18 protein-coding genes and 2 tRNA genes are annotated in these 23207 nt (G+C 72.8%); 5 read left to right on the forward strand and 15 right to left on the reverse strand.

The genetic code is table 11. The annotated features are described in order from the left end of the window. Positions 1-42: 42 nt before the first annotated feature. Together AB0D93_RS00470 and AB0D93_RS00475 are read left to right on the forward strand one after the other, a co-directional pair. Positions 43-864, forward strand: a complete 822-nt coding sequence (locus tag AB0D93_RS00470) for a YceI family protein (protein ID WP_362110457.1) — start codon at positions 43-45, stop codon at positions 862-864. A 49-nt stretch (positions 865-913) separates the two neighbouring features. Beyond that, the gene (locus AB0D93_RS00475) at positions 914-1384 is read left to right on the forward strand and encodes a PPOX class F420-dependent oxidoreductase (RefSeq protein ID WP_362110460.1); all 471 of its coding nucleotides are present in this window, start codon (positions 914-916) and stop codon (positions 1382-1384) included. A 9-nt stretch (positions 1385-1393) separates the two neighbouring features. Here AB0D93_RS00475 and AB0D93_RS00480 read toward each other — a convergent pair whose 3' ends face one another. From AB0D93_RS00480 to AB0D93_RS00515, 8 genes are all read right to left on the reverse strand, one after another. After that, complete coding sequence (locus AB0D93_RS00480) at positions 1394-2155, reverse strand: TetR/AcrR family transcriptional regulator (RefSeq protein ID WP_362111816.1); 762 nt, start codon at positions 2153-2155, stop codon at positions 1394-1396. Between the two features lie 69 nt (positions 2156-2224). Next, on the reverse strand, positions 2225-3607 hold the full coding sequence (locus AB0D93_RS00485; protein ID WP_362110463.1) for an MFS transporter: 1383 nt from the start codon (positions 3605-3607) through the stop codon (positions 2225-2227). A 49-nt stretch (positions 3608-3656) separates the two neighbouring features. Beyond that, positions 3657-5819, reverse strand: coding sequence for a glycosyltransferase family 39 protein (locus AB0D93_RS00490; protein WP_362110466.1), 2163 nt, complete (start codon positions 5817-5819; stop codon positions 3657-3659). Then, positions 5816-7318, reverse strand: coding sequence for a glycosyltransferase (locus AB0D93_RS00495; RefSeq protein WP_362110469.1), 1503 nt, complete (start codon positions 7316-7318; stop codon positions 5816-5818). Before AB0D93_RS00495 ends, AB0D93_RS00490 begins: the two co-directional genes overlap by 4 nt. Positions 7319-7332: 14 nt before the next feature. Further along, a complete protein-coding gene (locus AB0D93_RS00500) occupies positions 7333-9027 on the reverse strand; it encodes a HAMP domain-containing sensor histidine kinase (RefSeq protein ID WP_362110472.1) in 1695 nt (564 codons plus the stop codon). Continuing rightward, positions 9024-9764 (reverse strand): response regulator transcription factor, encoded by a 741-nt coding sequence (locus tag AB0D93_RS00505; RefSeq protein ID WP_228624329.1) that lies wholly within the window; start codon positions 9762-9764, stop codon positions 9024-9026. Before AB0D93_RS00505 ends, AB0D93_RS00500 begins: the two co-directional genes overlap by 4 nt. A gap of 139 nt (positions 9765-9903) precedes the next feature. After that, complete coding sequence (locus tag AB0D93_RS00510; RefSeq protein ID WP_362110476.1) at positions 9904-10779, reverse strand: DUF2797 domain-containing protein; 876 nt, start codon at positions 10777-10779, stop codon at positions 9904-9906. Between the two features lie 159 nt (positions 10780-10938). Next, positions 10939-11295, reverse strand: coding sequence for an HGxxPAAW family protein (locus AB0D93_RS00515; protein WP_362110479.1), 357 nt, complete (start codon positions 11293-11295; stop codon positions 10939-10941). A gap of 82 nt (positions 11296-11377) precedes the next feature. Here AB0D93_RS00515 and AB0D93_RS00520 point away from each other — a divergent pair, with 82 nt between their 5' ends. Beyond that, positions 11378-11869 (forward strand): MarR family transcriptional regulator, encoded by a 492-nt coding sequence (locus tag AB0D93_RS00520; protein WP_362110482.1) that lies wholly within the window; start codon positions 11378-11380, stop codon positions 11867-11869. A 142-nt stretch (positions 11870-12011) separates the two neighbouring features. Here the strand turns inward: AB0D93_RS00520 and AB0D93_RS00525 are convergent. Together AB0D93_RS00525 and AB0D93_RS00530 are read right to left on the reverse strand one after the other, a co-directional pair. Further along, positions 12012-12084, reverse strand: a tRNA-Arg gene (locus tag AB0D93_RS00525). Positions 12085-12289: 205 nt separating this feature from the next. Next, positions 12290-12380: transfer RNA gene (locus AB0D93_RS00530), tRNA-Ser, on the reverse strand. Between the two features lie 172 nt (positions 12381-12552). On the opposite strand from AB0D93_RS00530, the gene AB0D93_RS00535 reads away from it, so the two are divergent. Further along, entirely contained in the window at positions 12553-13062 is a 510-nt protein-coding gene (locus tag AB0D93_RS00535; RefSeq protein WP_362110485.1) for an SSI family serine proteinase inhibitor, read from the forward strand. A 260-nt stretch (positions 13063-13322) separates the two neighbouring features. Further along, the gene (locus tag AB0D93_RS00540; protein ID WP_362110489.1) at positions 13323-17780 is read left to right on the forward strand and encodes a PAS domain-containing protein; all 4458 of its coding nucleotides are present in this window, start codon (positions 13323-13325) and stop codon (positions 17778-17780) included. A gap of 89 nt (positions 17781-17869) precedes the next feature. On the opposite strand, the gene AB0D93_RS00545 is transcribed toward AB0D93_RS00540, so the two are convergent. The 5 genes from AB0D93_RS00545 to AB0D93_RS00565 all read right to left on the reverse strand — a co-directional run bounded on the left by AB0D93_RS00545 (position 17870) and on the right by AB0D93_RS00565 (position 23082). Further along, complete coding sequence (locus tag AB0D93_RS00545) at positions 17870-19525, reverse strand: long-chain fatty acid--CoA ligase (protein ID WP_362110492.1); 1656 nt, start codon at positions 19523-19525, stop codon at positions 17870-17872. A 157-nt stretch (positions 19526-19682) separates the two neighbouring features. Beyond that, a complete protein-coding gene (locus AB0D93_RS00550) occupies positions 19683-20276 on the reverse strand; it encodes a SigE family RNA polymerase sigma factor (protein ID WP_362110494.1) in 594 nt (197 codons plus the stop codon). 222 nt (positions 20277-20498) lie between these two features. After that, entirely contained in the window at positions 20499-21665 is a 1167-nt protein-coding gene (locus AB0D93_RS00555; protein WP_362110496.1) for a lipid-transfer protein, read from the reverse strand. Continuing rightward, a complete protein-coding gene (locus AB0D93_RS00560) occupies positions 21662-22093 on the reverse strand; it encodes a MaoC family dehydratase (protein ID WP_362110499.1) in 432 nt (143 codons plus the stop codon). The genes AB0D93_RS00555 and AB0D93_RS00560 overlap by 4 nt, the downstream gene beginning before the upstream one ends. Before the next feature lie 59 nt (positions 22094-22152). Beyond that, the gene (locus tag AB0D93_RS00565; protein WP_362110502.1) at positions 22153-23082 is read right to left on the reverse strand and encodes a bifunctional MaoC family dehydratase N-terminal/OB-fold nucleic acid binding domain-containing protein; all 930 of its coding nucleotides are present in this window, start codon (positions 23080-23082) and stop codon (positions 22153-22155) included. Positions 23083-23207 lie beyond the last annotated feature (125 nt).

The raw sequence follows: 23207 nt of genomic DNA on the forward strand, positions 1-23207 counted from the left end.
GTCATATGACCAATTTGTAAGGCTTTACAGGGAGAAAACGGGATGGGACTGACCGCGAAGATCCGTACGCGGGACGGGTGGGCCGTGTCGCACGCGATCGTCACGGTGACCGACATGACCGGTACGCAGGTGCTGCGCGCCGAGGCGGACGCCGAGGGGGCCGTACGGGACGTCACCGAGCTGGCGCCGGGCGGGTACACCGTGATCGTGACGGCCGTCGGGTACGCGCCTGCGGCGTCCTCCGCGATCGTCACCGCGAGCGGCCGGGCCGAGGTCGGCACGATCACGCTGGCCCGGCAGGGCGGCACCGAGCTGCCGCCGCCCGGGCCCTGGACCATCGACCCGGTGCACTCGTCCGTCGCCGCGGTCGCCCAGCACCTGGGGATCTCCAGCGTGCACGGGCGGTTCACGGAGTTCGGCGGCACCATCGAGATCGCGCCGGACGACGTCACCAAGTCGCGGGTGGAGGCGGTGATCAAGGCCGCGTCCATCGACACGGGCAACGGCATGCGCGACACGCACCTGAAGTCCGGGGACTTCCTCGACGTGGAGCAGCACCCGGACATCACCTACCGCTCCACGGGCGTGACGGCGGCCGGCTCCGACCGCTGGACGGTCCACGGCGAGCTGTCCATGCACGGGGTCGTACGACCGGTGGACCTGGACCTCGCCTACCTCGGCACGGGCGCCGACCCGTGGGGCGGCACGCGGGCCGCGTTCCGTGCGACGGCCGAACTGCACCGCGAGGACTTCGCGATGAACTACAACCAGGTCCTCCAGGCGGGCATCGCCGCGATCGGTACGACGCTGAAGGTGGAGCTGGACATCCAGGCCGTGCAGGGCGACTCGCTGCCCCAGGCGTAGGCACAGCAGGGTCAGCCACGGGGGCACGCACTGCCCCTAGGCTGCCCCCATGGCACCGAACATCGCTACCAACACCCGTGTGTCGCTGGACGAGCTGCTGGACTTCGTACGACCCCGCCACCGCGCCCTGCTGATCACCCGCCGCGCCGACGGCGGCCCGCAGGCCTCCCCGCTGACCTGCGGGGTCGACGACTCGGGCCGGATCGTCGTGTCCACCTACCCCGAGCGCGCCAAGACCCGCAACGCCAAGCGCGACTCCCGGGTCAGCCTGGTCGTCCTGAGCGACGAGTGGAACGGCCCCTGGGTCCAGATCGACGGCACGGCCGAGGTCCTCGACAGCCCCGACTCGGTGGAACCGCTGGTCGAGTACTACCGCAACATCGCGGGCGAACACCCGGACTGGGACGAGTACCGGGAGGCGATGGTCAAGCAGGGCAAGTCCATCATCCGGGTGACGCCCGAACGCTGGGGACCGGTGGCAACCGGCGGATTCCCCGCGCGGCTGAGCGACGACCGGTGAGCGGGGGCGTCAGTCGCGGTCGAGCATGGCCTCGATGCCGGCGATCAGCAGGTCCAGGGCGAAGGTGAAGTCGCGGTCCAGCATCTCGGCGACCGTGTCCCCGCCGCGGGCCGCCATGAGGTCCTTGGACTCCTCGATGGCCTCGGCGGTCTCCGGGACCTCGGCCACCATGGCCATGGCCTGCTGGTAGTACTCGTCGGCACTCAGCCCGGTGTCCGCGATCCGGGCGCTGAAGTGGCCCTCGATCGTGCCGTAGCCGTACACGAACTGGAAGACCGCCGAGATCGCCCCCGTCACCCCGTGAGCGGGCAGCCCGGCCCGGCGGACGACCCGCTGGACCACGCGGGAGAAGGCGAGCGAGTTCGGGCCGATGTTGAGATAGCGCCCCGCCAGCGGCGACAGCCAGGGGTGCCGCACCAGCAGCGCCCGGTAGTCGGTCGCCAGCGCCCGCAACTGCTCCCGCCAGTCCTGCCCCTCGGCGTCCGGGTCGGGCAGCCGCAGCTCCCCGAAGGCGGCGTCCAGGGCGAGTTCGAGCAGGTCGTCCTTGGTGTCGACGTACCAGTACAGGGACATCGCGGTGACGTTCAGCTCCGCGGCCAGCCGCCGCATGGAGAACTTCTCGAGCCCTTCGGCATCCAGCAGCCGTACGGACACGGTCGTGATCCGCTCACGGTCGAGTCCGGAGGGCTGGCCGCCGCTGCGACCGCCCCGGCGGGCTTTCGCCTCCAGCCACACACTGGCCCGCGCCGACCGTCCCGCGTCCTTCGCCACCGGCGCACCTCTCTCGATTCCGCTCACTGATCCAACCTAAGGGGCACGGGGCGCGCACGCCCCTGGCTCTCAGGCGACCTGCCGCTCCGCCCGCCGCAGCAACGCCGCCGCGAGGAACCCCCCCACCAGCACGGCAACCGCCCCCACCAGCTGACCGGCACCGAGTCCCGCCGAGAACGACTCCCCCGACGCCACGGAAGAGCTGAGCACAGCCCCCAGAACGGCAACACCAAGACCGTTCCCGAACTCGGCCAACGTTCCGTTGATCCCGGCCCCCACCCCCGCCTTCTCCGGAGGGATCGCGCTCATGACGGCGTGCGCCATCGCCGGGTTGGCGACGGCACAGCCCGCCCCGATCAGCACCAGGCCGAGCAGCAACCCGGTGTAACCGCCGGAGGCGACCGCGATGGCCACCAGTCCGGAGGACATCAGCACCATCCCGAGCCCGACGGACACCGGCGTACCCAGCCGGCCGGACCACTTCGCCGCCAGCCCCGTGAAGTTGAGCAGCACCACGGTCAACGCCAGCGGAGCGGTCCGCAGTCCCGCCTCCAACGGCCCGTACCCGAGCACGAACTGCAGATGCTGGGTCAGCAGGAACAGCGCTCCGCCCATCCCGAAGGTGATGAGCACGGCCCCGGCGACCGCACCCACGAACCGCTGGTCCCGGAAGAAGTGGACGTCGAGCATCGGCTCGGCCACGCGGCTCTCCCACCAGGCGAAGACACCGAGCACCGCCACCGCCGCGGCGGCCGTGCCCAGCACCCGCGCCGAGGTCCAGCCGTGGTGGGGGCCGGAGATGATCGCGTAGACGAGCGAGGCCATGCCGACGGTGGACAGCAGCGCGCCGAGCAGGTCCGGCCGGTCGCCGCGCGGGTTCTTGGACTCGGGTACGAGGGCCACGACCGCGACCAGCGCCAGCGCCGCGACCGGGAGGTTGATCAGGAAGATCGCGCCCCACCAGAAGTGGTTCAGCACGAAGCCGCCGATGAGCGGACCGCCCGCGAAGCCGAGCGCGGCGACCGCACTCCAGACACCGATCGCCTTCGGCTGCTCCTCGGGCGTGAAGATCTGCATGGCCACCGCGAGCGTGGTGGTGAGCAGCAGCGCGCCACCGATGCCCATGCCGGCCCGTGCGGCGATCAACTGGCCGGTGGAACCGGCGAGTCCGGCCGCCAGCGAGCCGGTCCCGAACAGGGCGAGCCCGGCGACGAGCATCTTCTTGCGGCCGTAGCGGTCGGCGGCGCTGCCGGCGGTGAGCAGCAGTCCGGACTGCACCAGGGAGTAGGCGTTGATCATCCACTGGATGTCCGAGGTGGCCGCGTGCAGCTCGCGGGTGAGCGAGGGGATGGCCACGTTCAGGACGGTGTTGTCGAGCAGCACGGTGAGCTGGGCGAGACAGATGACGCCGAGGATCAGCCAGCGCTGGGGGTGACCTGAGGACGTAGACATGTTGTACACCGTATAGCGGTCGCTATACGGTGTACAACTCGGTTTTCCGTCAGCTGTTCTTCCGCGTGAGGTCGTAGAAGGTGGCCGAGCCGACCGTGACCTTCTGGTAGTTCTTCTGGACCCACGCGCTGATCTGAGAGGCGGTGCCGTTGCCGCTGCCGCCCATGCCTCCGCCCATGCCGCCGCCCGCGATGAAGTAGTGGATCCTGCCGTCCGCCACGTACTTCTCGAACTGCGCCAGGGTCGGGGAGGGATCGGTGCCGTTGAAGCCGCCGATCGCCATCACGGGGTCACCGGTGGCGAGCTGGTAGCCGGCCGCGTTCTGCGAACCGACGGCCGCGGCCGCCCAGGTGTACTTCGAGGCGTCCTTCTCCAGCAGCCGCTTGGCGGCGGAGGACACGGTCGCGCCGTTCAGCAGACCGCCGGCGCCACCGCCCATCCGGCCGCCCTCGGCCGTCCCGGCACCGCCGGGGAAGCCGTTCTGCCCCTGCCGGCCCTGCGGGTTCTGGCCGTTCTGGCCGTTCTGGCCCGGCATGCCCCCGCCCGGGAAGCCGCCGGTGCCGCCGCCCGGGAAGCCGTTCCCGTTCTGCCGGCCGTTCTGCCCCGGCATGGCACCGCCGCCGAAGCCGCCGCGCATGCCGCCGCCGAAGCCCATCGTGCTCGCGCCCGCCGGACCGGCCGTCGGGATGGAGCCGGTGTGCGCGGAGTCCACCGTGCTGAGGGTGTACGCCGTCGGACCGGCCAGCGCGGCCACCAGCCCCACCGCCGCCGTCCCGAAGGCGAGCTGCCGGGAGAGCCGCCCGGCGAAGATCAGGCCCAGCGCGGCCGCCAGACCGCCGGTCAGCACCAGCCACTTCAGCCACGGGAGATAGGCCGAGGTCCGGTTCAGCAGGACGTAACCCCAGGCCGCCGCGGCCACCACGGACGCGGCGAGGGTGATCGACGCCCAGAGCTCCTGCCGCTTCTCCCACAGCAGCCCGGCACCCATGCCGACGACGGCCGCGAGGTAGGGGGCGAGGGCCACCGTGTAGTACTGGTGGAAGATGCCCGCCATGTAGCTGAAGACCACCAGGGTGATCAGCAACGAGCCGCCCCACACCAGGAACGAGGCCCGGGTGACGGACGTGCGCGTGAGCCTGCGGGTGGCCACGAGACCGGCGACCAGCAGGATCAGCGCGGCCGGCAACAGCCAGGAGATCTGGCCGCCGATCTCGGAGTTGAACATCCGGTCCCAGCCGGTGGCGCCCCAGCGGCCGGAGCCGTTCCCGCCGCCACCGCCGCCGACGCTGCCGGTCTCGTCGCCGTTGATCCGGCCGAGCCCGTTGTAGCCGAAGGTCAGCTCCAGGAAGCTGTTGTTCTGCGAACCGCCGATGTAGGGGCGGGAGGAGGCCGGCCACAGCTCGACGATCGCCACCCACCAGCCACCGGCGACGACCAGCGCGACGGTCGCGAGGCCCAGCTGGACCAGGCGCTTCCTCAGTTTCACCGGACCGCAGACCGCGTAGACGAGCGCCAGCGGCGGCAGGATCAGGAACGCCTGGAGCGTCTTGGCGAGGAAGGCGAAACCGATCGCGGCCCCCGCCGCGACCAGCCACCCGGTGCGGCCGTCCTCCACCGCCCGTACGACGAAGTAGCAGGCCAGCGCCATCAGCAGGGCCAGCATCGCGTCCGGGTTGTCGAACCGGAACATCAGCGCGGCCACGGGGGTGAGCGCGAGCACCGCGCCCGCGACCAGACCGGCCACCGGGCTGAACCGGCGCCGTACGCCCGCGTAGACCACCGCCACCGTGCCCACGCCCATGAGGACCTCGGGCGTGAGGATCGCCCACGAGTTCAGGCCGAAGACCCGGACCGACAGCTCCATCGGCCACAGGAACGCCGACGGCTTGTCCACCGTGATCGCGTTGCCCGCGTCCAGCGAACCGAAGAAGAAGGCCTTCCACGACTTGCTGCCCGCCTGAACGGCCGCCGAGTAGAAGGAGTTGGCGTAGCCGGAGGCGCTGAGGTCGTACAGGTAGAGCAGGAGGGTGGCGGCCAGCAGGCCGAGGAGGGCCGGGCGCGCCCAGCGGGGGTCCTCGGGCCGGCCGCGCCACAGTCCGCGCACGAACGGCTGCCCGGGCTCACCGGCAGGACGCGCGTGCGGTGCGTGCGGGGGAGCGGTCCGGGGCGGGCCCCACACGCTCGTACCGCTCGGCTCGTACTGGGTGGTCATCGGGGGTCCCCCGGATCGGTGTCGTGAGGGCGCACGGGCTGCAGTTGCATGGTGGCGTCCCTCCAGCTGCCGTCCGCGGCTTCACCGGCGCGGACCTGGGTGGTCGGGTGGGGCTGTGCGTAGGGCACCGGCCGCCGGTGCGGCAGCGGTGCGTACGGAGCGCTCGTGCCGTACGGCGGGGTGCCGGGGGCCGGGCTCGTGCGGTAGGCCGGGGAGGACGGGGTGGGTGCGGCGACCACCGTGGACACGTCCGGGCCGATCTCGCCACGGTCCGGGAAGACCCAGGCACGGAAGAGCAGGAAGCGCAGCACGGTCGCGGCGAGGTTGGCGGCGATGAGCACCGCCAGCTCGGTGGAGTGCGCCGGGTGGCCGCCGGCCGCGTTCAGGGCGGCCAGGGAACCGCTGGTCAGGGCGAGTCCGATGCCGAAGACGACCAGGCCCTGCGCCTGGTGCCGTACGGCGCCGCCGCCGCGCACCCCGAAGGTGAGCCGGCGGTTGGCGGCCGTGTTGGCGACCGCGGAGACCAGCAGGGCGAGCGCGTTGGCGATCTGCGCGCCGGAGAACTGCCGGAAGACGCTGTAGAGCAGGAGATAGAAGAGCGTGGACAGGCCGCCGACCACGCAGAACCCGACGAGCTGACGGGCCAGCCCCTTGGGGACGTTGGTCAGCTCGCGGTCGCGGGGGTCGTCACCGAAGGGCCGGGTGAGCCGGTCCAGCGGGAGCGAACCGGTGGTCAGCGCCTTGCCGATCCGCCACACGCCCTTGAGGTCGTCGGTCGCGGTCCTGACGATGTGCACGGTGGAGTCCGGGTCGTCGACCCAGTCGACCGGCACCTCGTGTATGCGCAGGCCCGCCCGCTCGGCGAGCACCAGCATCTCGGTGTCGAAGAACCAGCCGGTGTCTTCCACCAGCGGCAGCAGCACCTGCGCCACATCGCGCCGGATGGCCTTGAACCCGCACTGCGCGTCGGAGAACCGCGCCTGGAGCGAGCCGCGCAGGATGAGGTTGTAGGCCCGGCTGATGAACTCCCGCTTGGGGCCGCGTACGACCCGGGAGGCGCGGGCCAGCCGGGAGCCGATCGCGAGGTCCGAGTGACCGGAGATCAGCGGCGCCACCAGCGGCAGCAGGGCGTTGAGGTCGGTGGACAGGTCGACGTCCATGTAGGCGAGGACCGGCGCGTCCGACGCCGACCACACGGTCCGCAGCGCCCGCCCCCGGCCCTTCTGCTCCACGCGGAAGTTGGCGACCTCGGGGATGTCTGCCTCCAGCCGCGCCGCCACCAGCGGGGTGCTGTCCGTGGACGCGTTGTCCGCGATCGTGACGCGGAAGGCGTACGGGAAGGTGCGCGTGAGGTGCTCGTGGAGTCTGAGCACACACGGCCGGAGGTCCTTCTCCTCGTTGTAGACAGGGATCACTACGTCCAGGACAGGCGTACCGGCGTTTCCGGCCGGGAGGTGCTCCCGTGCCGGCAGGGTGCCGGGAGAAGAGTCGGTTCGCATGGGACCGACTCTCGTCAAGCTCCCTGTCGCACCCGTGAGGTGGCACTGTGCTGTGCCTGTGAGTGCGACTGCCAGTTGGTTTCGGGCGCGGGCCGGGGAACGGCGGGGGCGAGCGCGGGCAGGTGCACGGTGAACACCGTGCGGCCGGGAACGCTGTCGACGGTCACGGCACCGCCGTGCGCGGCGGCGACCGCCTGCACGATGGCGAGCCCCAGACCGGTCGACCCGGTGGACCGCGAACGCGCGGAGTCCCCGCGCGCGAACCGCTCGAAGACGTGCGGCAGCAGGTCCGGTGGAATCCCCTGCCCGTTGTCCTCGACGTCGACGCACATCCACGGCCCGCGCCGCTGGACGCGCGCGGTGACGGTCGTACCCGGTGGTGTGTGCTTGCGGGCGTTGCCGAGCAGATTGACCAGGACCTGCTGGACGCGGGCCGCGTCGGCGGAGACGAGGGCGGGCTCGTCGGGGAGGTCGAGCCGCCAGTTGTGGTCCATGCCCGCCGCGCGGGAGTCGCTGACCGTGTCGACGACCAGCGGGATGAGGTCGGTCTGCTCGAACTGCAGCGGCCGCCCGGCGTCCAGCCGGGCGAGGAGGAGGAGATCCTCGACGAGCAGGGTCATCCGGCCCGCCTCGGACTCGATCCGCCCGAGGGCGTGCCGCGTGTCGGGCCCGACCTGCTCCCGTCCGCGCCGGGTCAGCTCGGCGTACCCGCGGATGGAGGCGAGCGGCGTCCGCAGCTCATGGCTGGCGTCGGCGACGAACTGCCGTACCCGCGTCTCGCTCTGCTGCCGGGCGTGCAGGGCGCCGTGCACGTGGTCGAGCATCCGGTTCAGCGCGGCGCCGACCTGGCCGACCTCGGTGTGCGGGTGGCACTCCGAGTCCGGGACCCGCTCGCTGAGGATCACCTCGCCGGTGTGCAGCGGGAGTTCGGAGACCCGGGTGGCGGTGTTGGCGACCTTGCGCAGGGGGCGGGTGGCGACACCGACGATGACGGTCCCCGCGAGCGTGGCGGCGATGAGGCCGGCGGCGGTGACACTGATCTCGACGAGGATCAGCGTGTCGATGTTGTCGTCGACGTCCTTGGTGGGCAGCGCGATGTAGAAGGCGTCGCTGCCGTCCCGGCTCGTCACGTACTTCACGAGGTAGTTCCCGAGCTCCGGGATCTCCACGCTGTGCGCCTTGTCGTTCTTGGGCACGGCGTTCAGGGCGGCCTTCTGCGCGCTGGTGAGCCCGTCGGCACGCATCCGCTTGAACAGGCCGTAGTCGTCGTTCTGCTGCTGGGCGACGGCGGCGGAGGCGATCGAGCCGTCCTTCACGTACGCCGCGACCGTGTGGGGCTGGGTCGGGCCCTTGGTGAGCAGGTTGACGACCTTCTCGCCCGGTGTGCCGGAGTCCGCCGCCGGGAGGCCCGGACTGCGCGGGCCCACACCGGGGTTCGCGCCGCCCGGCGCCTGCATGTGGCCGACCGCCCGGGCGGCGGTCTCGTCCACCTTGGCCTCGAGCTGGGCGTACAGATGGGACCGCAGCGCGAGCGTGGTCACCGTGCCGATCACCGCGCACACCACGGCGATCAGCACCACCGACGCGACGACGAGCCGGGTCCGCAGGGTGCGCGGCTGTCCCTTGCGCGGTCCCGACCTGGCTCGAGCGAGGGGACCTGCACGCCGCTTCTGCCGCTGCTCGGGACCCGGCCGTCGTCGCCTGCTCATGACACGGCGGGCTTGATCAGATAACCGGCCCCCCGCCGGGTGTGGATCATGGGCTCGCGGCCCGCGTCGATCTTCCGGCGCAGATACGAGATGTACAGCTCGACGACATTGGCCTGCCCGCCGAAGTCGTACGACCAGACGCGGTCCAGGATCTGGGCCTTGCTGAGCACGCGCCGCGGGTTGCGCATCAGGAAGCGCAGCAGCTCGAACTCGGTGGCGGTGAGGTGGATGGACTCCCCGGCCCGCGACACCTCGTGGCTGTCCTCGTCGAGGGTCAGATCCCCGACGACGAGCACGGAGTCGGACCGCCGGTCGGCCGCCCCGGACCGCCGGATGAGCCCCCGCAGCCGGGCCACGACCTCCTCCAGGCTGAACGGCTTGGTGACGTAGTCGTCGCCACCGGCGGTGAGCCCGGCGATACGGTCCTCGACGGCGTCCTTGGCGGTCAGGAACAGCACCGGCACGTCCGGCAGCTCGCGCCGCAGCCGCCCGAGGACGGTCAGCCCGTCCATGTCGGGCAGCATCATGTCGAGCACGACGGCGTCGGGCCGGAACTCACGGGCGGTCTGGACGGCTCCCTGCCCGTCCCCCGCACTCCTGATCTGCCAGCCCTCGTAACGAAGAGCCATGCTCAGCAGTTCGGTGATCGACAGTTCGTCGTCCACCACAAGCACTCGGACGGGGCTCCCGTCCGGCCTGAGCAGTTCGGTGCGCCCCTGGGGCGAGGTCGTGGTCATGGTGGACACCCTGTCGCCGTCCTCTGAGAGGACGCTTTCCCCTGTCTGTGATTTGCCTGAGAAACACACAGGCATCTCTCAGGCGGCACCTGGGACTGCCGAAGGGGATCAACAGGGGATCCGGGCCTTCCCCGTCACCTCAGAACAGGCGCTCCTGCTCCCGCGTGAACTCCCTGAGGGGGAAGGTGAGTCCGTCCACCCCAGAAGCGGCCGCCGGCACCAGCTCCCATCCGCTCATCAGCCGCGTGTCGAGGACGACGACCCCGCGGCCGGTGACCGCCAGATGCAGATCGGGCCCGGCGGCCGAGACCAGCTCACCGCTCACGCTCCCGCCGGGCACGAGCTCCACCACCTCACCGACGGCCGCGGGGCCGGAGCCGAGCCCGAACACCCCTGCGTGGTCGGTGACTTCACACGGCTCCGGGCGCAGGGAGTCCGGCCATCCGGCGAGCGCCACGGCACGTGCGTGCAGCGCCCGCACCTCCGCGGCACGCTCCGCCGCGGCCTGCGGCAGCGCCGACCGCACCGCCCGCTTCTCGGCGTACGGAATCCGGTCCGGTACCTGGAGCGCGGCCCGCAGCAGCTCCTCGGTGCGCCGGGCGGCCATCAGCGGGCCGGTGCCGAGCCAGCTGAAACAGACGGCGCCCTGTTCGAGCAGCCGCGCGCTGCCCCGCTCCACGGCGGTGATCCCGACCTTGACCAGGCCCGGCCCGAACCACGCCAGATAGACCCGGTACGGCCGCGGATCGTCGGCGATCGTGTCGGCGGCCACCGAGTGCGCCCGGTCCAGACGCGCGCACTCCTCGCACCGGGCTCCCGTACTCCGCCCCGGCACCCCGGCCCGCACCGGACAGGCATGCCCCCGCGCCCCCACGCACGTGCGCACAGCGCCTTCCGGCACCGCGAAGCCGACCCGCTTCCCCCGGGGCAGCCCGCTGCGCCGCCCGCCGTCCCACACCAGCACGGGCCCGTCGGACGACCAGCGCAGCCCCGTGCACTTCCATACGTGTGCCATCACTCGTGAGGGTATGGGGTGGGTCTGACAACGGGGCCCGGGCGGCGGACCGGCGCAGGCCGTGCAAAGACCCGAAGCCGAAACCCCGTCCTGCGCCTTGGGCCTCTTCGCGGAATGCCAGGGACGACGATCACCAACTGCCGTTCGTCGAAAGCCCATTCACTCGACGGGTGACAGAGGTGTCGATTCGGCAGGAACCGCCTCCAAAACCGGGACGGTCCGCCGTCCCCGCCCCGCCACGCGGCAGCTCACGCACTCCGCATGCCCCTCCCGGGCCCGTCCGTCCCGGACCCGCATCCCCCACTCGCCCCGCGGCCGCACCCCCGGCGGCTTCCCCCAGCCCATGAGATGCAGGACCCACGTCACCGGAACGCTCACGGCGACCACCGCCAGTCCCCCGTCGACCACCGGCAGCGAGGTCTCGCACACCCCCAGGCCGACCACCGCACTTCCCATCGTCGCGACACCGAAGCCGGTCCAGCCGGCGATCGTGTGACCCTCGTCGTACAGACTCATACGGCTGCCTCCGGGAGATTTTCCCTCACGAGCTAAGAAGTTATCCATGCCGAATATCTCACGAGCTAAGGGATTTTGACAGATGCACGGCACGCCGCGACCGCCCGCCACTCCGACCCAGGCGCTGTCGGCGATGGACCACCTCATCGCCGCCCACCTGATCGGACAGCAGGAACTGGCCCGGCGGCTGGGTCTGAACGTCACCGACCTGACCTGCTTCGCCTTCGTCCTGGAGGCCGGCGACGAGTTGCTGACGGCCGGCGACCTCGCCGCCCGCGCCCACGTCACCACCGGCGCGGTGACCGGCATCCTCAACCGCCTCGAACGCGCCGGCTATGTCACCCGCCGCCCCGACCCCACGGACCGCCGCCGGGTGCGCGTGGCCGCCGTACCGTCCGCCGTCACCCGTGTCGAGGCGGTGTACGCGGGTCACTACAAACGCCTGACGGAGCTGTTCTCCGACTACTCCCCGGCGGAACTGGCAATCATCACGGACTGGTTCACCCGGGCCACCGCCCTCGCGCACTCATATCTGGAGAAGCTGAACCGGAACGACCCGGACGAGGAGTGCTGACACGCCACGCCGGCCCCGCCCGCCGCCCAGGCCCCGCACCCGCCCGCCGCCCAGGCCCCGCACCCTCCCGGGGCCCGCGTCGATCAGACACGCACGAGGGAACGCCAGAGGCCCCGGATCTCTCCGGGGCCTCTGGTCTGTGCGCACTCGGCAGGATTCGAACCTGCAACCTTCTGATCCGTAGTCAGATGCTCTATCCGTTAAGCTACGAGTGCTTGTTCTTTTGTTCTTGTCTCTCCGTTTCGGCCCTTTCGGCCCGTCCCGGCGACAGGAAGAACATTACATGACTGCCGCCGACATGTGAAATCCGATTGGCACACCCCTTGTGACCTGCGGAAATACCCTCAGGCGGGCACAGGCGTGACAGGGGGCGGGAACACCGAAGCCCCGGTCCTGGGGACCGGGGCTTCGGGATCGGTGCGGAGGCGGAGGGATTTGAACCCTCGATGGGCTTTAAGGCCCAAACCGCATTAGCAGTGCGGCGCCATAGACCGGACTAGGCGACGCCTCCAGCACAACCGCTCACGCGAGCGCGCGAGTGGTGCGTGCAGATGATGACACAGCCGAGCGCCCTGTCACCAATCGCCCCCCACGGTACTAGGCAGTCGGGTCGCAGGGCAAAGGGCTTCCCGCTCGGCGAGGCGCGGACGCAACATCCGGCGGGCGCGGGCGTTGGGCAGGGCATGGTCTTTCTTCCTCAGCGGGGCCCCGGGCGGACCGCCGGCGCCGCCCCGGGCCCAGCCGCCCTCTGCGTTCTCGGAGCCGTTTCGGCTCTCCTCGGCCTCTCCGTCGTACCCGCCGTCGCCGCCGTCGCCGCGCCCGTCATGCCGCCGCCCGTGCCGCCCGAGGACCGGGCCGGTGATCACCTCACCGTCGTGGTGCGGCACGCCGGGGCCGGGCGGGACGGGACGTACGAGCTGTTCTGTCATCCGGACGGCGGCAGTCACCCGGACGCGGCGGAGGCCTGCCGGGTGCTGGACGGGCAGACGCAGTGGGGCCGGGACCTCTTCGCCCGGGTGGCGCCGCCGGGCACCACGTGCACCATGCTCTACGGCGGACCGGCCACCGCCCGGGTGACCGGCACCTGGGCCGGCCGCAGGGTCGACACCGGCTACGACCGCAGCAACGGATGCGAGATCGGCCGGTGGGACCGGATGGTGCCGCTGCTGCCGAGGCCGGACTCGCCCGCCTAGGCCGGGACGGTCCGGCGGCCATGGGTTTCCCTGGCCGAATCACCGGTCCCGTAAAGGTCCCGCGAAGGTCTCGCGGAGCCTTCAGGCCATGGTCGGCGCGTGGTGGCCGGATCGGTGTCACTTCGTAGTGGGACCTCCCTCTCATCCGGCGTCGCCGGCGCAACGAGTGCCCTTAGACTCCCTCGCGTGACACGTCGCGGGCCGGTTGGCAAGATGGCCCGAGCGGTCGGCAAGGTGCGGTAACAGGGAGGAAGCGTCTCGTGAGCAGCAGGCCATCCCGAGGCGCTGCTCGCCTCGCGGCCATACTCGACGCGCTGCCGGACGCGTTGGTCCTGGTCAACGCCAACGGCACCGTCGTCAACGCGAACACCATCGCGCTGGAGGCCTTCGAGGCGCCGGGCACGGCTCTCGTGGGGCGAGGGCTTCTCGATCTCCTGCCCCAGTTCGACTCCAGGCTGATCCCCGGGTCCATGCGGCGGCCCGATCACATGGATCCCCAGGGGCGGACCAAGCCCACGCGGATGATCGCGCGGCGGACCGACGGGTCCGAGTTCCCCGTCGAGGTCACGAGTGCGAATCTGGAGAACGGTCAGCAGGCGTACGACGGTTACGGCTACACGGGTGACGAGCTGCTGATGCTCGTCGTCCGGGACCTGTCCGGGACCGTCGACACCGAGGCGGAGCTGGCCCGCTCGCAGCGGCAGACCGAGATGATCCTGCGGGCCGCGGCCGAGGGTGTCGTCGGCACCGACACCGACGGGCGGATCGTGCTCGTCAATCCGGCCGCCGCCCAGATACTGGGTTACCGGGCCGGGGAGCTCGGCGGCAAGGAGCTGCACGCCCTCGTGCTGCACTCGCGCGCCGACGGCTCCCCCTTCCCGTACGAGGAGTCGCCGCTCGCCGACACCCTGCGCTCCGGTCGCAAGCACCGGGTGCGCGGCCAGGTGCTGTGGTCCAAGGGCGACGAGAAGGTGGCCGTCGACCTGACCACCGCTCCGGTGCGCGACGGGGAGCAGCTCGTCGGCGCCGTGATGACCTTCACCGACCGGCGGCCGCTCGACACCCTGGCCGAGGAGAAGTCCGCGCTGGAGAAGGCGCACGCCGAGGAGGTGGAGCGGCTCTCCGAGGAGCACGCCTCCGACCTGACGGCGCTGCGCCAGCAGCACGTCACCGAACTCGAGGAACTGCGCGAGGAGCACGCGGAGGAGCTGGCGGCCGGCGAGGAGCGGTACGCCGCGCTCGCCGAGCGGGAGAAGGACCGGTACGAGGCCCTCGCCGGGCGGCACGAGCAGTTGCTCACGCTGCTCGGTCAGTCGCTGCGCGGTCCCCTGGAGCAGCTGCGGCGCGAACTGGCGGCGCTGGCCGCCGACGACGCCGGGCAGCTGTGGCCCGAGGCCAACCAGGTGCTGCACCACCTTTCGGCCGGCTACTCGCGGATCACGACCCTCATCGACAACGTCCTGGGGTACCAGCGGCTGGACGCGGGCGCCGAGGACATCACCCGTGCGAAGGTGCTGCTGGACGCCGTCGTCGCCGCCGGTGTCGAGGGCGCGGTGGAGCTGGTCGGCCCCGGGCGGGTGCAGTTCGCCGTGCACGCGCCGCCGATCGAGGCCGAGGTCGACCCGCAGCGGCTCGCCACCGCGCTCGCCCATCTCGTGGCGGACGTGGCCGGTGTCGACGCGACCGGCAACTCGCCCGTGTCCGCGGGCGGTTACCTGGACAACACGGTCGTGGTCGCCGCCGCGCAGCGCGGCGAGGTGGTACGGATCGAGGTGCGCGGGCCGTACGCCGGGGGGGACGCGGTGCACGAGCCGATCGTGCGCGGGATCGTCCGCGCCCACGGCGGCGTGCTGCAGACGCACGAGGTGCCGGGCATGAGCGGCAGCGCGTACGTGCTGGAGGTCCCGCTCGGCGGCGGCGCCGGGACGGTCGCCGGACAGGCGCCCGTCGCCGCGCTTCCGGCCGTGCCCGAGCCGGACGGGCAGGGGCCGTCCGGGCAGCCGGCCGGCACCGGTGAGACGGACGGGGCCGGTGGCGCCGAGCAGGGCGTCGGCGGCGGACGGCGGCGTGCCCGGCGGTCCTCCACCGACGCCTTCCTGGAGGGTGACGTGCCCGGCGCGGGCCCGGCCGGTGAGGCCGAGGCGCCCGCACCGACCGGGCGGCGCCGCAGGCGTGCGGCCGCGTCCGCCGAGGAGCCCGCCGCGGTCCCGGCCGAGGGCGCGGAGGCCGGGTCGGGTGGTACCGGGCGGCGCCGTGGCCGGCCCGCCGAGAGTGACGCCGGGGCCGGCGAGGGTGTCAGCGAGGGCGCGGTGGTGACCGCGGCCGAGCATGCCGCGGGTGCCGCGGCCTCCGGTACGGGACTCGGCGCCGCCGTTCCGCCGCAGGGCGTGCCCGGGGCGACGGGCAGGCGTGCCCGTCCGGGTTCCGGCGCGCCGCAGGCCGCCCTGCCGCCCGCCCTGCCCGCCGCGGGCGGCGAGCAGGCGCCGGGTGCCGAGGCCGTCACGGGTGCGGAGGTCGTTCCGGCCGAGGGCGCGCAGCCGACGGGGCGCCGCCGGCGTGCGCTGGCCGCCGCGGCGGAGCGTGCCGCGGCGGCGGAGGCGGGCGGTGCGCGTACGGTCTTCGCCCTGCCGCCGGCCGAGGCCGACCGCTCGCCGGGGTCCGCGGAGTCGGCGAACGGGGTGGGGGTGCCGGTCGGTCCGGGCCCGGGTGCCGTTCCGGGTGCCGCCGTGGTGCAGCCGCAGGTTTCCGCTCAGGGTGCCGGGCTGGTGCAGGTGCCGGCTCAGCCTCCGGTGTCCGCCGAGGTGTCGCCCGGTGACGACGGCCGGCACGACGCCGTACCGCTCGACCAGTCCGCGGACCACACTCCGCCGCAGCCGCATCCGACCAGCGCGCCGACCGGCCGGCGCCGCCGGGCCGTGGCCCGGCCGGGGGACCCCGCCGGGACGCCGGCGCAGGGAACCGCGCTCGCTCCGGGCGCCGCCCAGCCGGCTCCGGCGGCGACGCCTCCCGCTCCGGCGCAGGCCGCGCCCGTACCGGCGGACCCGGCCGTGCCGGGGCAGGTGACTCCTCCTCAGGGAGTGCCGGTCGCTCCCGGGCAGGCCGGGCCGCATCCCGCGGTGACGCCGACTCCGGGCCGGGGCACGGCGGTTCACGGCGTTCCGGCGCAGGGTACGGCCGGGCAGGGCAGCCCCGCGCAGGCCGCTCCCGCGGCGGCGGGGCAGCCGGCGCCCGCCGCGCCGCACCCGGCCGCACCCGCGCAGGACACCGCCGGCCGGCCCGTACCCGCGGCCCCCGGTCAGGCACTCCCGGCGCAGCCCGCCGCGACTCCGCCCGGTGGTACCCCGAGCGCCCAGCCGCTGCCCGCGGAGGCCAGTGCCGGGCCCGTGCCGCCGGCCGTACCGGCGCCCGACGTGCCCCAGCAGTGGCCCGGCGCCGGGGGCACGTCCGGTGGGGGCACGCCCGTACCGCAGTCCGGCACGCCGGCCCCCGGTACCCCGCTCCCCGCGGAGCGCGCCGCCGTCCAGTCGCCGCGGGCCGCGCAGCCGTTGCCCGCCGAAGGTGCCGGGGTCGACCCCAACTCGACGCAGGGCCGGGCGATCAGCGTCCGCACGCTCGGCCAGGGCGTGCCGTTCTCCCGGCAAGCCGCCCAGGTCCAGCAGCCGACGGCGACCCCGCCGCCGCACGCGCCGGGCGGTTCCGGCCGCCGGCGCAAGCTGGGCACACGGCCCGACCCGGCCAACCCCGCGGAGCAGCAGCCGGAGCAGGCGGTCCGGCCGCATCCGCCGGCCGAGCCGGTGGCTGCCGGGCAGGCACAGCCGTCGCTCGCCGGGCAGTCCCGGCTCGCCCCGGCGACGGAGGGGGCCGGACGGTCGTACGCCATAGGCGCACCCGACGCCGACGCCGCCGAGGGGCCCGAGCCGCTGGACGGTCCCGGCGGGGCGGTGGAGGTCGCGGACGCGCCGCTGCCGCAGCCGCTCGACGACGAGCTGCCGCCGGAGCCGCTGGACAACCCGCGCCGGCTGCTGGTGTGGCCGGCGCCGGACGCGACGACCCAGCAGGCGCTGAGCGACCGTGGGTACCGGCCGGTGATCGTGCACTCCCGTGAGGAGGTCGACGCGCAGATCGCGGCGTTCCCGGCCGCGCTGTTCGTGGATCCGCTGACCGGGCCCATCACGCGCACGGCCCTGCAGTCGCTGCGGCAGGCCGCCGTGGCCGCCGAGGTGCCGGTGCTGGTCACGGCCGGTCTCGGACAGGCGACGCGCGAGGCGGCGTACGGCGCCGATCCCGCCGTTCTGCTGAAGGCGCTGGCGCCGCGTGACAGTGAGCAGCATCCGCCGCGGGTGCTGCTGATCGAGGAGCACGCGGAGATCGCGCTGGCGCTGACCTCGACGCTGGAGCGGCGCGGGATGCAGGTGGCGCGGGCCGCGAGCGACGACGACGCGGTGACGCTGGCGGGGCAGTTCCGGCCGAACCTCGTGGTGATGGATCTGATGCAGGTGCAGCGGCGGCAGGCCGGCCGTACCGGGATCATCGACTGGCTGCGCGCGAACGGTCAGCTCAACCGCACCCCGCTGGTCGTCTACACCGCCGCCGTCGACCAGGCCGACCTGCCCCGGCTGGCCTCGGGCGAGACGGTGCTGTTCCTCGCGGAGCGCTCCACGAGCGGCGAGGTGCAGGGCCGGATCGTGGACCTGCTGGCGCGGATCGGCACCAACTAGGCCGCTGCGGGGGCGCCCCGGCCGTCGGCCGGCGGGGCGGGGTGACCCCGCCCCGCCGGAACGGGTCCGGCGTGGGTGCCGGACGGTGGTCAGAGGTGGGTGACGTCCAGCCTGCCGTCCGCGTACTGCCGGCGCAGTACCTTCTTGTCGAACTTGCCCACGCTCGTCTTCGGCACCGACTCGACGACCGTCCAGCGCTCCGGCAGCTGCCACTTGGCTATGCGGCCCTCCTCGGCGAGGAAGGTGCGCAGGGTCTCGAAGTCGGTGGTGGCGCCCTCCCGCAGGACGACCGTGGCCAGCGGGCGCTCGCCCCACTTGTCGTCGGGTACGGCGACCACCGCGGCCTCGGCCACATCCGGGTGGGACATCAGCGCGTTCTCCAGCTCCACCGAGGAGATCCACTCACCGCCGGACTTGATGACGTCCTTGGCGCGGTCGGTGAGGGTGAGGAAGCCCTCGGGGGAGATGGTGCCGACGTCACCGGTCTTCAGCCAGCCGTCCTCGCTGAACTTGTCGGCGGGGCGCAGCGGCTCGGCGTCGGGGCCGTTGTAGTAGGCGTCGGCGATCCAGTTGCCGCGCACCTCAAGCTCGCCCGCCGACTCGCCGTCCCAGGGGAGGCGTTCCCCGCCGGGGCCGGTGAGCCGGGCCTCGACTCCGGCCGGGAAACGGCCCTGGGTGAGGCGGTAGGCGAACTCCTCCTCGGTGCCGACCGCGTGGGCCGGAGGGCGGGCCACCGTGCCGAGCGGGGAGGTCTCCGTCATGCCCCAGGCGTGGCAGACCCGCATGCCGAGCTTGTCGAAGGCCGCCATGAGCGAGGGCGGACAGGCGGAGCCGCCGATGGTGACCTGGGTCAGGGACGAGACGTCGCGCGGCCTGGCGGTGAGCTCGGCGAGCAGGCCCTGCCAGATGGTGGGGACGGCCGCCGCGTGGGTCGGCTTCTCGCGTTCGATCATCTCGGCGAGCGGCGCGGGCTGCAGGAAGCGGTCCGGCATCAGCAGGTTGACGCCGGTCATGAAGGTCGCGTGCGGCAGACCCCAGGCGTTGACGTGGAACTGGGGCACCACGACCAGCGAGGTGTCCTGGTCGGTCAGGCCCATCGACTCGGTCATGTTGACCTGCATGGAGTGCAGGTAGATCGAACGGTGGCTGTACACCACGCCCTTGGGGTCGCCCGTGGTGCCGGAGGTGTAGCACATGGCGGCGGCCTGGCGCTCGTCGAGCTCCGGCCAGTCGAAGGTCTTCGGCCGGTCCGCGATCAGCTCCTCGTACTCGTGCACCCGCGCGGTGGCCCCGGCGAGCGGGGAGCGGTCACCCGGGCCGGAGACGACGATGTGCTCGACGGTCGGCAGCTTGGGCAGCAGCGGCGCGAGCAGCGGGATCAGCGAGCCGTTGACGATGACGACCTTGTCGGCCGCGTGGTTGACGATCCACACCAACTGCTCGGCGGGCAGCCGCAGATTGAGCGTGTGCAGCACCGCGCCCATGGAGGGGATCGCGAAGTACGCCTCGACGTGCTCGGCGTTGTTCCACATCAGGGTGGCCACCCGGTCGTCGCCCCGGACGCCGAGTTCGTCGCGCAGGGCGTTCGCCAGCTGCACCGCGCGTGCTCCGGCCTCGGCGAAGCTGCGCCGCTGCGGTTCGGCCTCACCGGTCCAGGTGGTGATCTGGGACCGTCCGTGCACCAGTACCCCGTGCGTGAGGATGCGGGTGACGGTCAGCGGTACGTCCTGCATGGTGCTCAGCACGGAGTCCTCCCGGGGCGGCGTTGCCTAGGCGGTGGTAGAGGTTCCGCTGATTCTGCTCACATACCGCGCGGTATGTCACTAGGGGGTGAGTCACTCCGGAGGAAAAAAACCGGCGAGGAGAGCCCCGACGGGGAGCCAGGGGGAGGGAAACGCCGGGCTAACGCACCAGCTCCAGCTCCGGGTCCTCGCGCAGCTTGCCGAGCGCACGCGACACCGCCGACTTCACCGTGCCCACCGACACCTGGAGCACCTCCGCGGTCTGGGCCTCGCTGAGGTCCTCGTAGTAGCGCAGGACGACCATCGCCCGCTGCCGCGCCGGGAGCCTCATGACCGCCCGCCACATCGCGTCGTGCAGCGCCTGCCGCTCGGCCGGGTCGTCGTCGCCGGGCAGGGGCTCCGGTTCGGGCAGTTCGTCGCAGCTGAACTCGTCCACCCTGCGCTTGCGCCACTGCGAGGTACGGGTGTTCAGCAGGGCCCGGCGCACATAGCCGTCGAGCGCCCGCTGGTCCTCGATCCGCTCCCACGCCACATAGGTCTTGGCGAGCGCGGTCTGCAGCAGGTCCTCGGCGTCGCTGGGGTTCGCGGTCAGCGAGCGCGCGGTGCGCAGCAGGACCGTCTGGCGGGCCCGCACGTACGACGCGAACGTCGGGTATGCGGGAGTCTCCCCGCCCGGCCGGAGCCGGGGGTGGGGGAGGGCCTGCCGCCTTGGTGCGGCGGCGGCCGAGGCGCTGGTGCAGACGGGTGTGGTCATGGCTCCACGCTAGGAGCGGATGCCCCTCGGGCGGATCGGCCGCAGGTCCCGAAGCGGAGTCCCCCTCAGGTTGTAGGGCTGGGGCCGGCTGCACCTCCTGAAGGTGGACGGCGGGCACACCTCGTCTACGGGTACGACCCTGACACCACCCCGATCCCCCTGGGGAGAGGGTGGGGGTGACCGGTGGGGGCCCGTCGGCCCCGGCTGTGAGTGGGCCGACCCTCAGTCCTGCGTCGTCAGGACCAGCCCCGAGGTCGGTACTCCCGTGCCCGCCGTCACCAGGGTTCGGGCCGCTCCCGGGATCTGGTTCACCGCCGTGCCCCGCAGCTGGCGTACCGCCTCCGCTATGCCGTTCATCCCGTGCAGATAGGCCTCGCCGAGCTGGCCCCCGTGTGTGTTGAGCGGCAGCCGTTCCTCCGCGACGAAGTCCGCCGCCTCCCCCTTCCCGCAGAAGCCGAACTCCTCCAGCTGCATCAGCACGAACGGCGTGAAGTGGTCGTACAGGATCCCCACGTCGATGTCGGCCGGCCCGAGGCCGGAGCCGCGCCACAGCCGGCGGGCCAGCGCGGTCGTCTCCGGCAGGCCGGTCAGGTCGTCCCGGTAGAAGCTGGTCATCTGCTCCTGCGCCCGGCCGGCCCCCTGAGCCGCCGCCGCGATCACCGCCGGGGGGCGCCGCAGGTCGCGGGCCCGCTCCACGGAGGTGACGACGATCGCCTGCCCGCCGTCGGTCTCCTGGCAGCAGTCCAGCAGCCGCAGCGGCTCCACGATCCAGCGGGACGCCGCGTGTTCGGCGAGGGTGATCGGGCGGCCGTGGAAGTACGCCGCCGGGTTCGTCGCCGCGTACTTGCGGTCCACCACCGCCACGTGCCCGAACGCCTCCGGCGTCAGCCCGTACGCGTGCAGATAGCGCTGGGCCGCCATCGCCACCCAGGAGGCCGGGGTGAGCAGCCCGAACGGCAGCACCCAGCCCAGCGCCACCCCCTCCGCCGACGGCTCCCGGTGCTGCACGCCCGCGCCGAACCTGCGGCCCGACCGCTCGTTGAAGGCGCGGTAGCAGACCACCACCTCCGCCAGGCCCGTCGCCACCGCGAGCGCCGCCTGCAGCACGGTCGCGCAGGCCGCGCCGCCGCCGTAGTGGACCCGGGAGAAGAAGGACAGCTCGCCCATCCCACAGGCCTGGGCCACCGTGATCTCCGGGTTGGTGTCCATCGTGAACGTCACCATCCCGTCCACGTCCGCCGGTGCCAGCCCCGCGTCGTCCAGCGCGGCCCGCACCGCCTCCACGGCCAGCCGCAGCTCGCTGCGCCCGGAGTCCTTGGAGAACTCGGTGGCCCCGATCCCGGCGATCGCGGCACGCCCTGCCAGGGCGTCACGGGTGCGGACGCTCATGACCCGGCCTCCCGGGGCGCCCGTGCCGGGACCGTGACCGTCACCGTGCCCGTCACATGTCTGCCGAGGGCGTTGGCGCCGACGACCGACACCGTGGCGGTGTCGCCGTCGACCGTCTCGATCCTGCCCGTCAACACCATCGTGTCCCCCGGGTAGTTGGGTGCCCCCAGCCTGATGGCGACCCTGCGGAGCACCGCCGTCGGGCCGAAGTGGTCCGTGATGTACCGGCCGACCAGGCCGTTCGTCGTCAGGATGTTCATGAAGACGTCCGGCGAGCCCTTCCGCCTGGCCGACTCGGCGTCGTGGTGCACGTCCTGGTAGTCCCGCGACGCGATCGCCCCCGCCACGATCAGCGTCCGCGTGACCGGGATCTCCAGCGGGGGCAGCTCGGCGCCCGCCGTGAGTGCCGTCGCCGGCGCCGTCCTCATGAGCCGCTCCCCACTCGCGATCAACTCCCCGGAGTTTTGCCGGTCTCCACCCCGCGCCGTCAGCCCGCTCCCCGCCCTTCGACGACCCGGAAGACCGGCAGGACCAGCGGGCCCTCCGCGTCCTCGTAGGTGCGGAACTCCAGCCGGACCGGCAGACCGATGCGCACCTTGTCGTACGGCACCCCGGTCACGTTGCTCACCATCCGCACGCCCTCGGCGAGTTCGACGAGACCGACCACGTAGGGAGGATCGAAGGCCGGGAAGGGCGGGTGGTGCATCACCACGTACGAGTAGACCGTCCCGGCGCCGCTCGCCTCGACCGTGTCCCAGTCCGGGCAGCCGCACGCGTTGCACCCCGGCAGCCAGGGGTGGCGCAGGGTCCCGCAGTCCGTGCAGCGCTGGATGAGGAGCCGGTGCTCGGCCACGCCCTGCCAGAAGCCGGCGTTGTCCCGGCCCACCACCGGGCGGGGCCGCGGGGCGGCGGGTTTCCGGCGGGCCGGGGCGTACTTGAGGATGCGGAAGCGGTGCGTGCCCACGCGGGTGCCGTCGACCCGGACGTCCGTACGGGTCGTGACGAAGTACCCGGTGCCCAGGCCGGTCGTCTTGCGGTCGGAGACCGACTCGATCACCGAGTCGAACGTGACCCGGTCGCCCGGGCGCAGGGGCCGTAGGTACTCCTGCTCGCAGTCGGTGGCCACCACCGACGTGCACCCCGCCGCGTCGAGGAGGGCCAGCAGCTCGTCGTAGGCACCCGTGCGGCCCTGGTGGCCGGACAGGCCGCCCATCGTCCAGGCCTGGAGCATGGTGGGCGGGGCGATGGGTTCCGGACCGCCGTAGGCGGGGTTGGTGTCGCCCATGGCCTCGCACCAGTGCCGGATCATCGGCTCGTTCACCGGGTCCTTGCCCACCCCGGCGACGGCGGCCGGCCGCCCCTCGTACGCCCTCAGCCGCTCCGCGAGCGGGTCGGGAACCACCTCTGCCGTGCTCACCGCCGCCCCCTCGTCATCCCGAGCCGCATCGTCGTCTCATGACAGCCATGGCCCAACAGGGGGCGCCGGTCGGCGGGTTCGCCGCGGCCCGGCAGCACGGCCGCGAGGTGCGTGCGGAGTTCGGC

The organism is Streptomyces sp. NPDC048191, from assembly GCF_040652655.1.
Lineage (GTDB): Bacteria > Actinomycetota > Actinomycetes > Streptomycetales > Streptomycetaceae > Streptomyces.

Coding starts and splice junctions, on each gene's coding strand:
- AB0D93_RS00470 (WP_362110457.1), top strand. CDS start 43: ATGGGACTGACCGCGAAGATCCGTACGCGGGACGGGTGGGCCGTGTCG.
- AB0D93_RS00475 (WP_362110460.1), top strand. CDS start 914: ATGGCACCGAACATCGCTACCAACACCCGTGTGTCGCTGGACGAGCTG.
- AB0D93_RS00485 (WP_362110463.1), bottom strand. CDS start 3,607: ATGTCTACGTCCTCAGGTCACCCCCAGCGCTGGCTGATCCTCGGCGTC.
- AB0D93_RS00490 (WP_362110466.1), bottom strand. CDS start 5,819: ATGACCACCCAGTACGAGCCGAGCGGTACGAGCGTGTGGGGCCCGCCC.
- AB0D93_RS00495 (WP_362110469.1), bottom strand. CDS start 7,318: ATGCGAACCGACTCTTCTCCCGGCACCCTGCCGGCACGGGAGCACCTC.
- AB0D93_RS00500 (WP_362110472.1), bottom strand. CDS start 9,027: ATGAGCAGGCGACGACGGCCGGGTCCCGAGCAGCGGCAGAAGCGGCGT.
- AB0D93_RS00505 (WP_228624329.1), bottom strand. CDS start 9,764: ATGACCACGACCTCGCCCCAGGGGCGCACCGAACTGCTCAGGCCGGAC.
- AB0D93_RS00510 (WP_362110476.1), bottom strand. CDS start 10,779: ATGGCACACGTATGGAAGTGCACGGGGCTGCGCTGGTCGTCCGACGGG.
- AB0D93_RS00515 (WP_362110479.1), bottom strand. CDS start 11,295: ATGAGTCTGTACGACGAGGGTCACACGATCGCCGGCTGGACCGGCTTC.
- AB0D93_RS00520 (WP_362110482.1), top strand. CDS start 11,378: ATGCACGGCACGCCGCGACCGCCCGCCACTCCGACCCAGGCGCTGTCG.
- AB0D93_RS00535 (WP_362110485.1), top strand. CDS start 12,553: ATGGTCTTTCTTCCTCAGCGGGGCCCCGGGCGGACCGCCGGCGCCGCC.
- AB0D93_RS00550 (WP_362110494.1), bottom strand. CDS start 20,276: ATGACCACACCCGTCTGCACCAGCGCCTCGGCCGCCGCCGCACCAAGG.
- AB0D93_RS00555 (WP_362110496.1), bottom strand. CDS start 21,665: ATGAGCGTCCGCACCCGTGACGCCCTGGCAGGGCGTGCCGCGATCGCC.
- AB0D93_RS00560 (WP_362110499.1), bottom strand. CDS start 22,093: ATGAGGACGGCGCCGGCGACGGCACTCACGGCGGGCGCCGAGCTGCCC.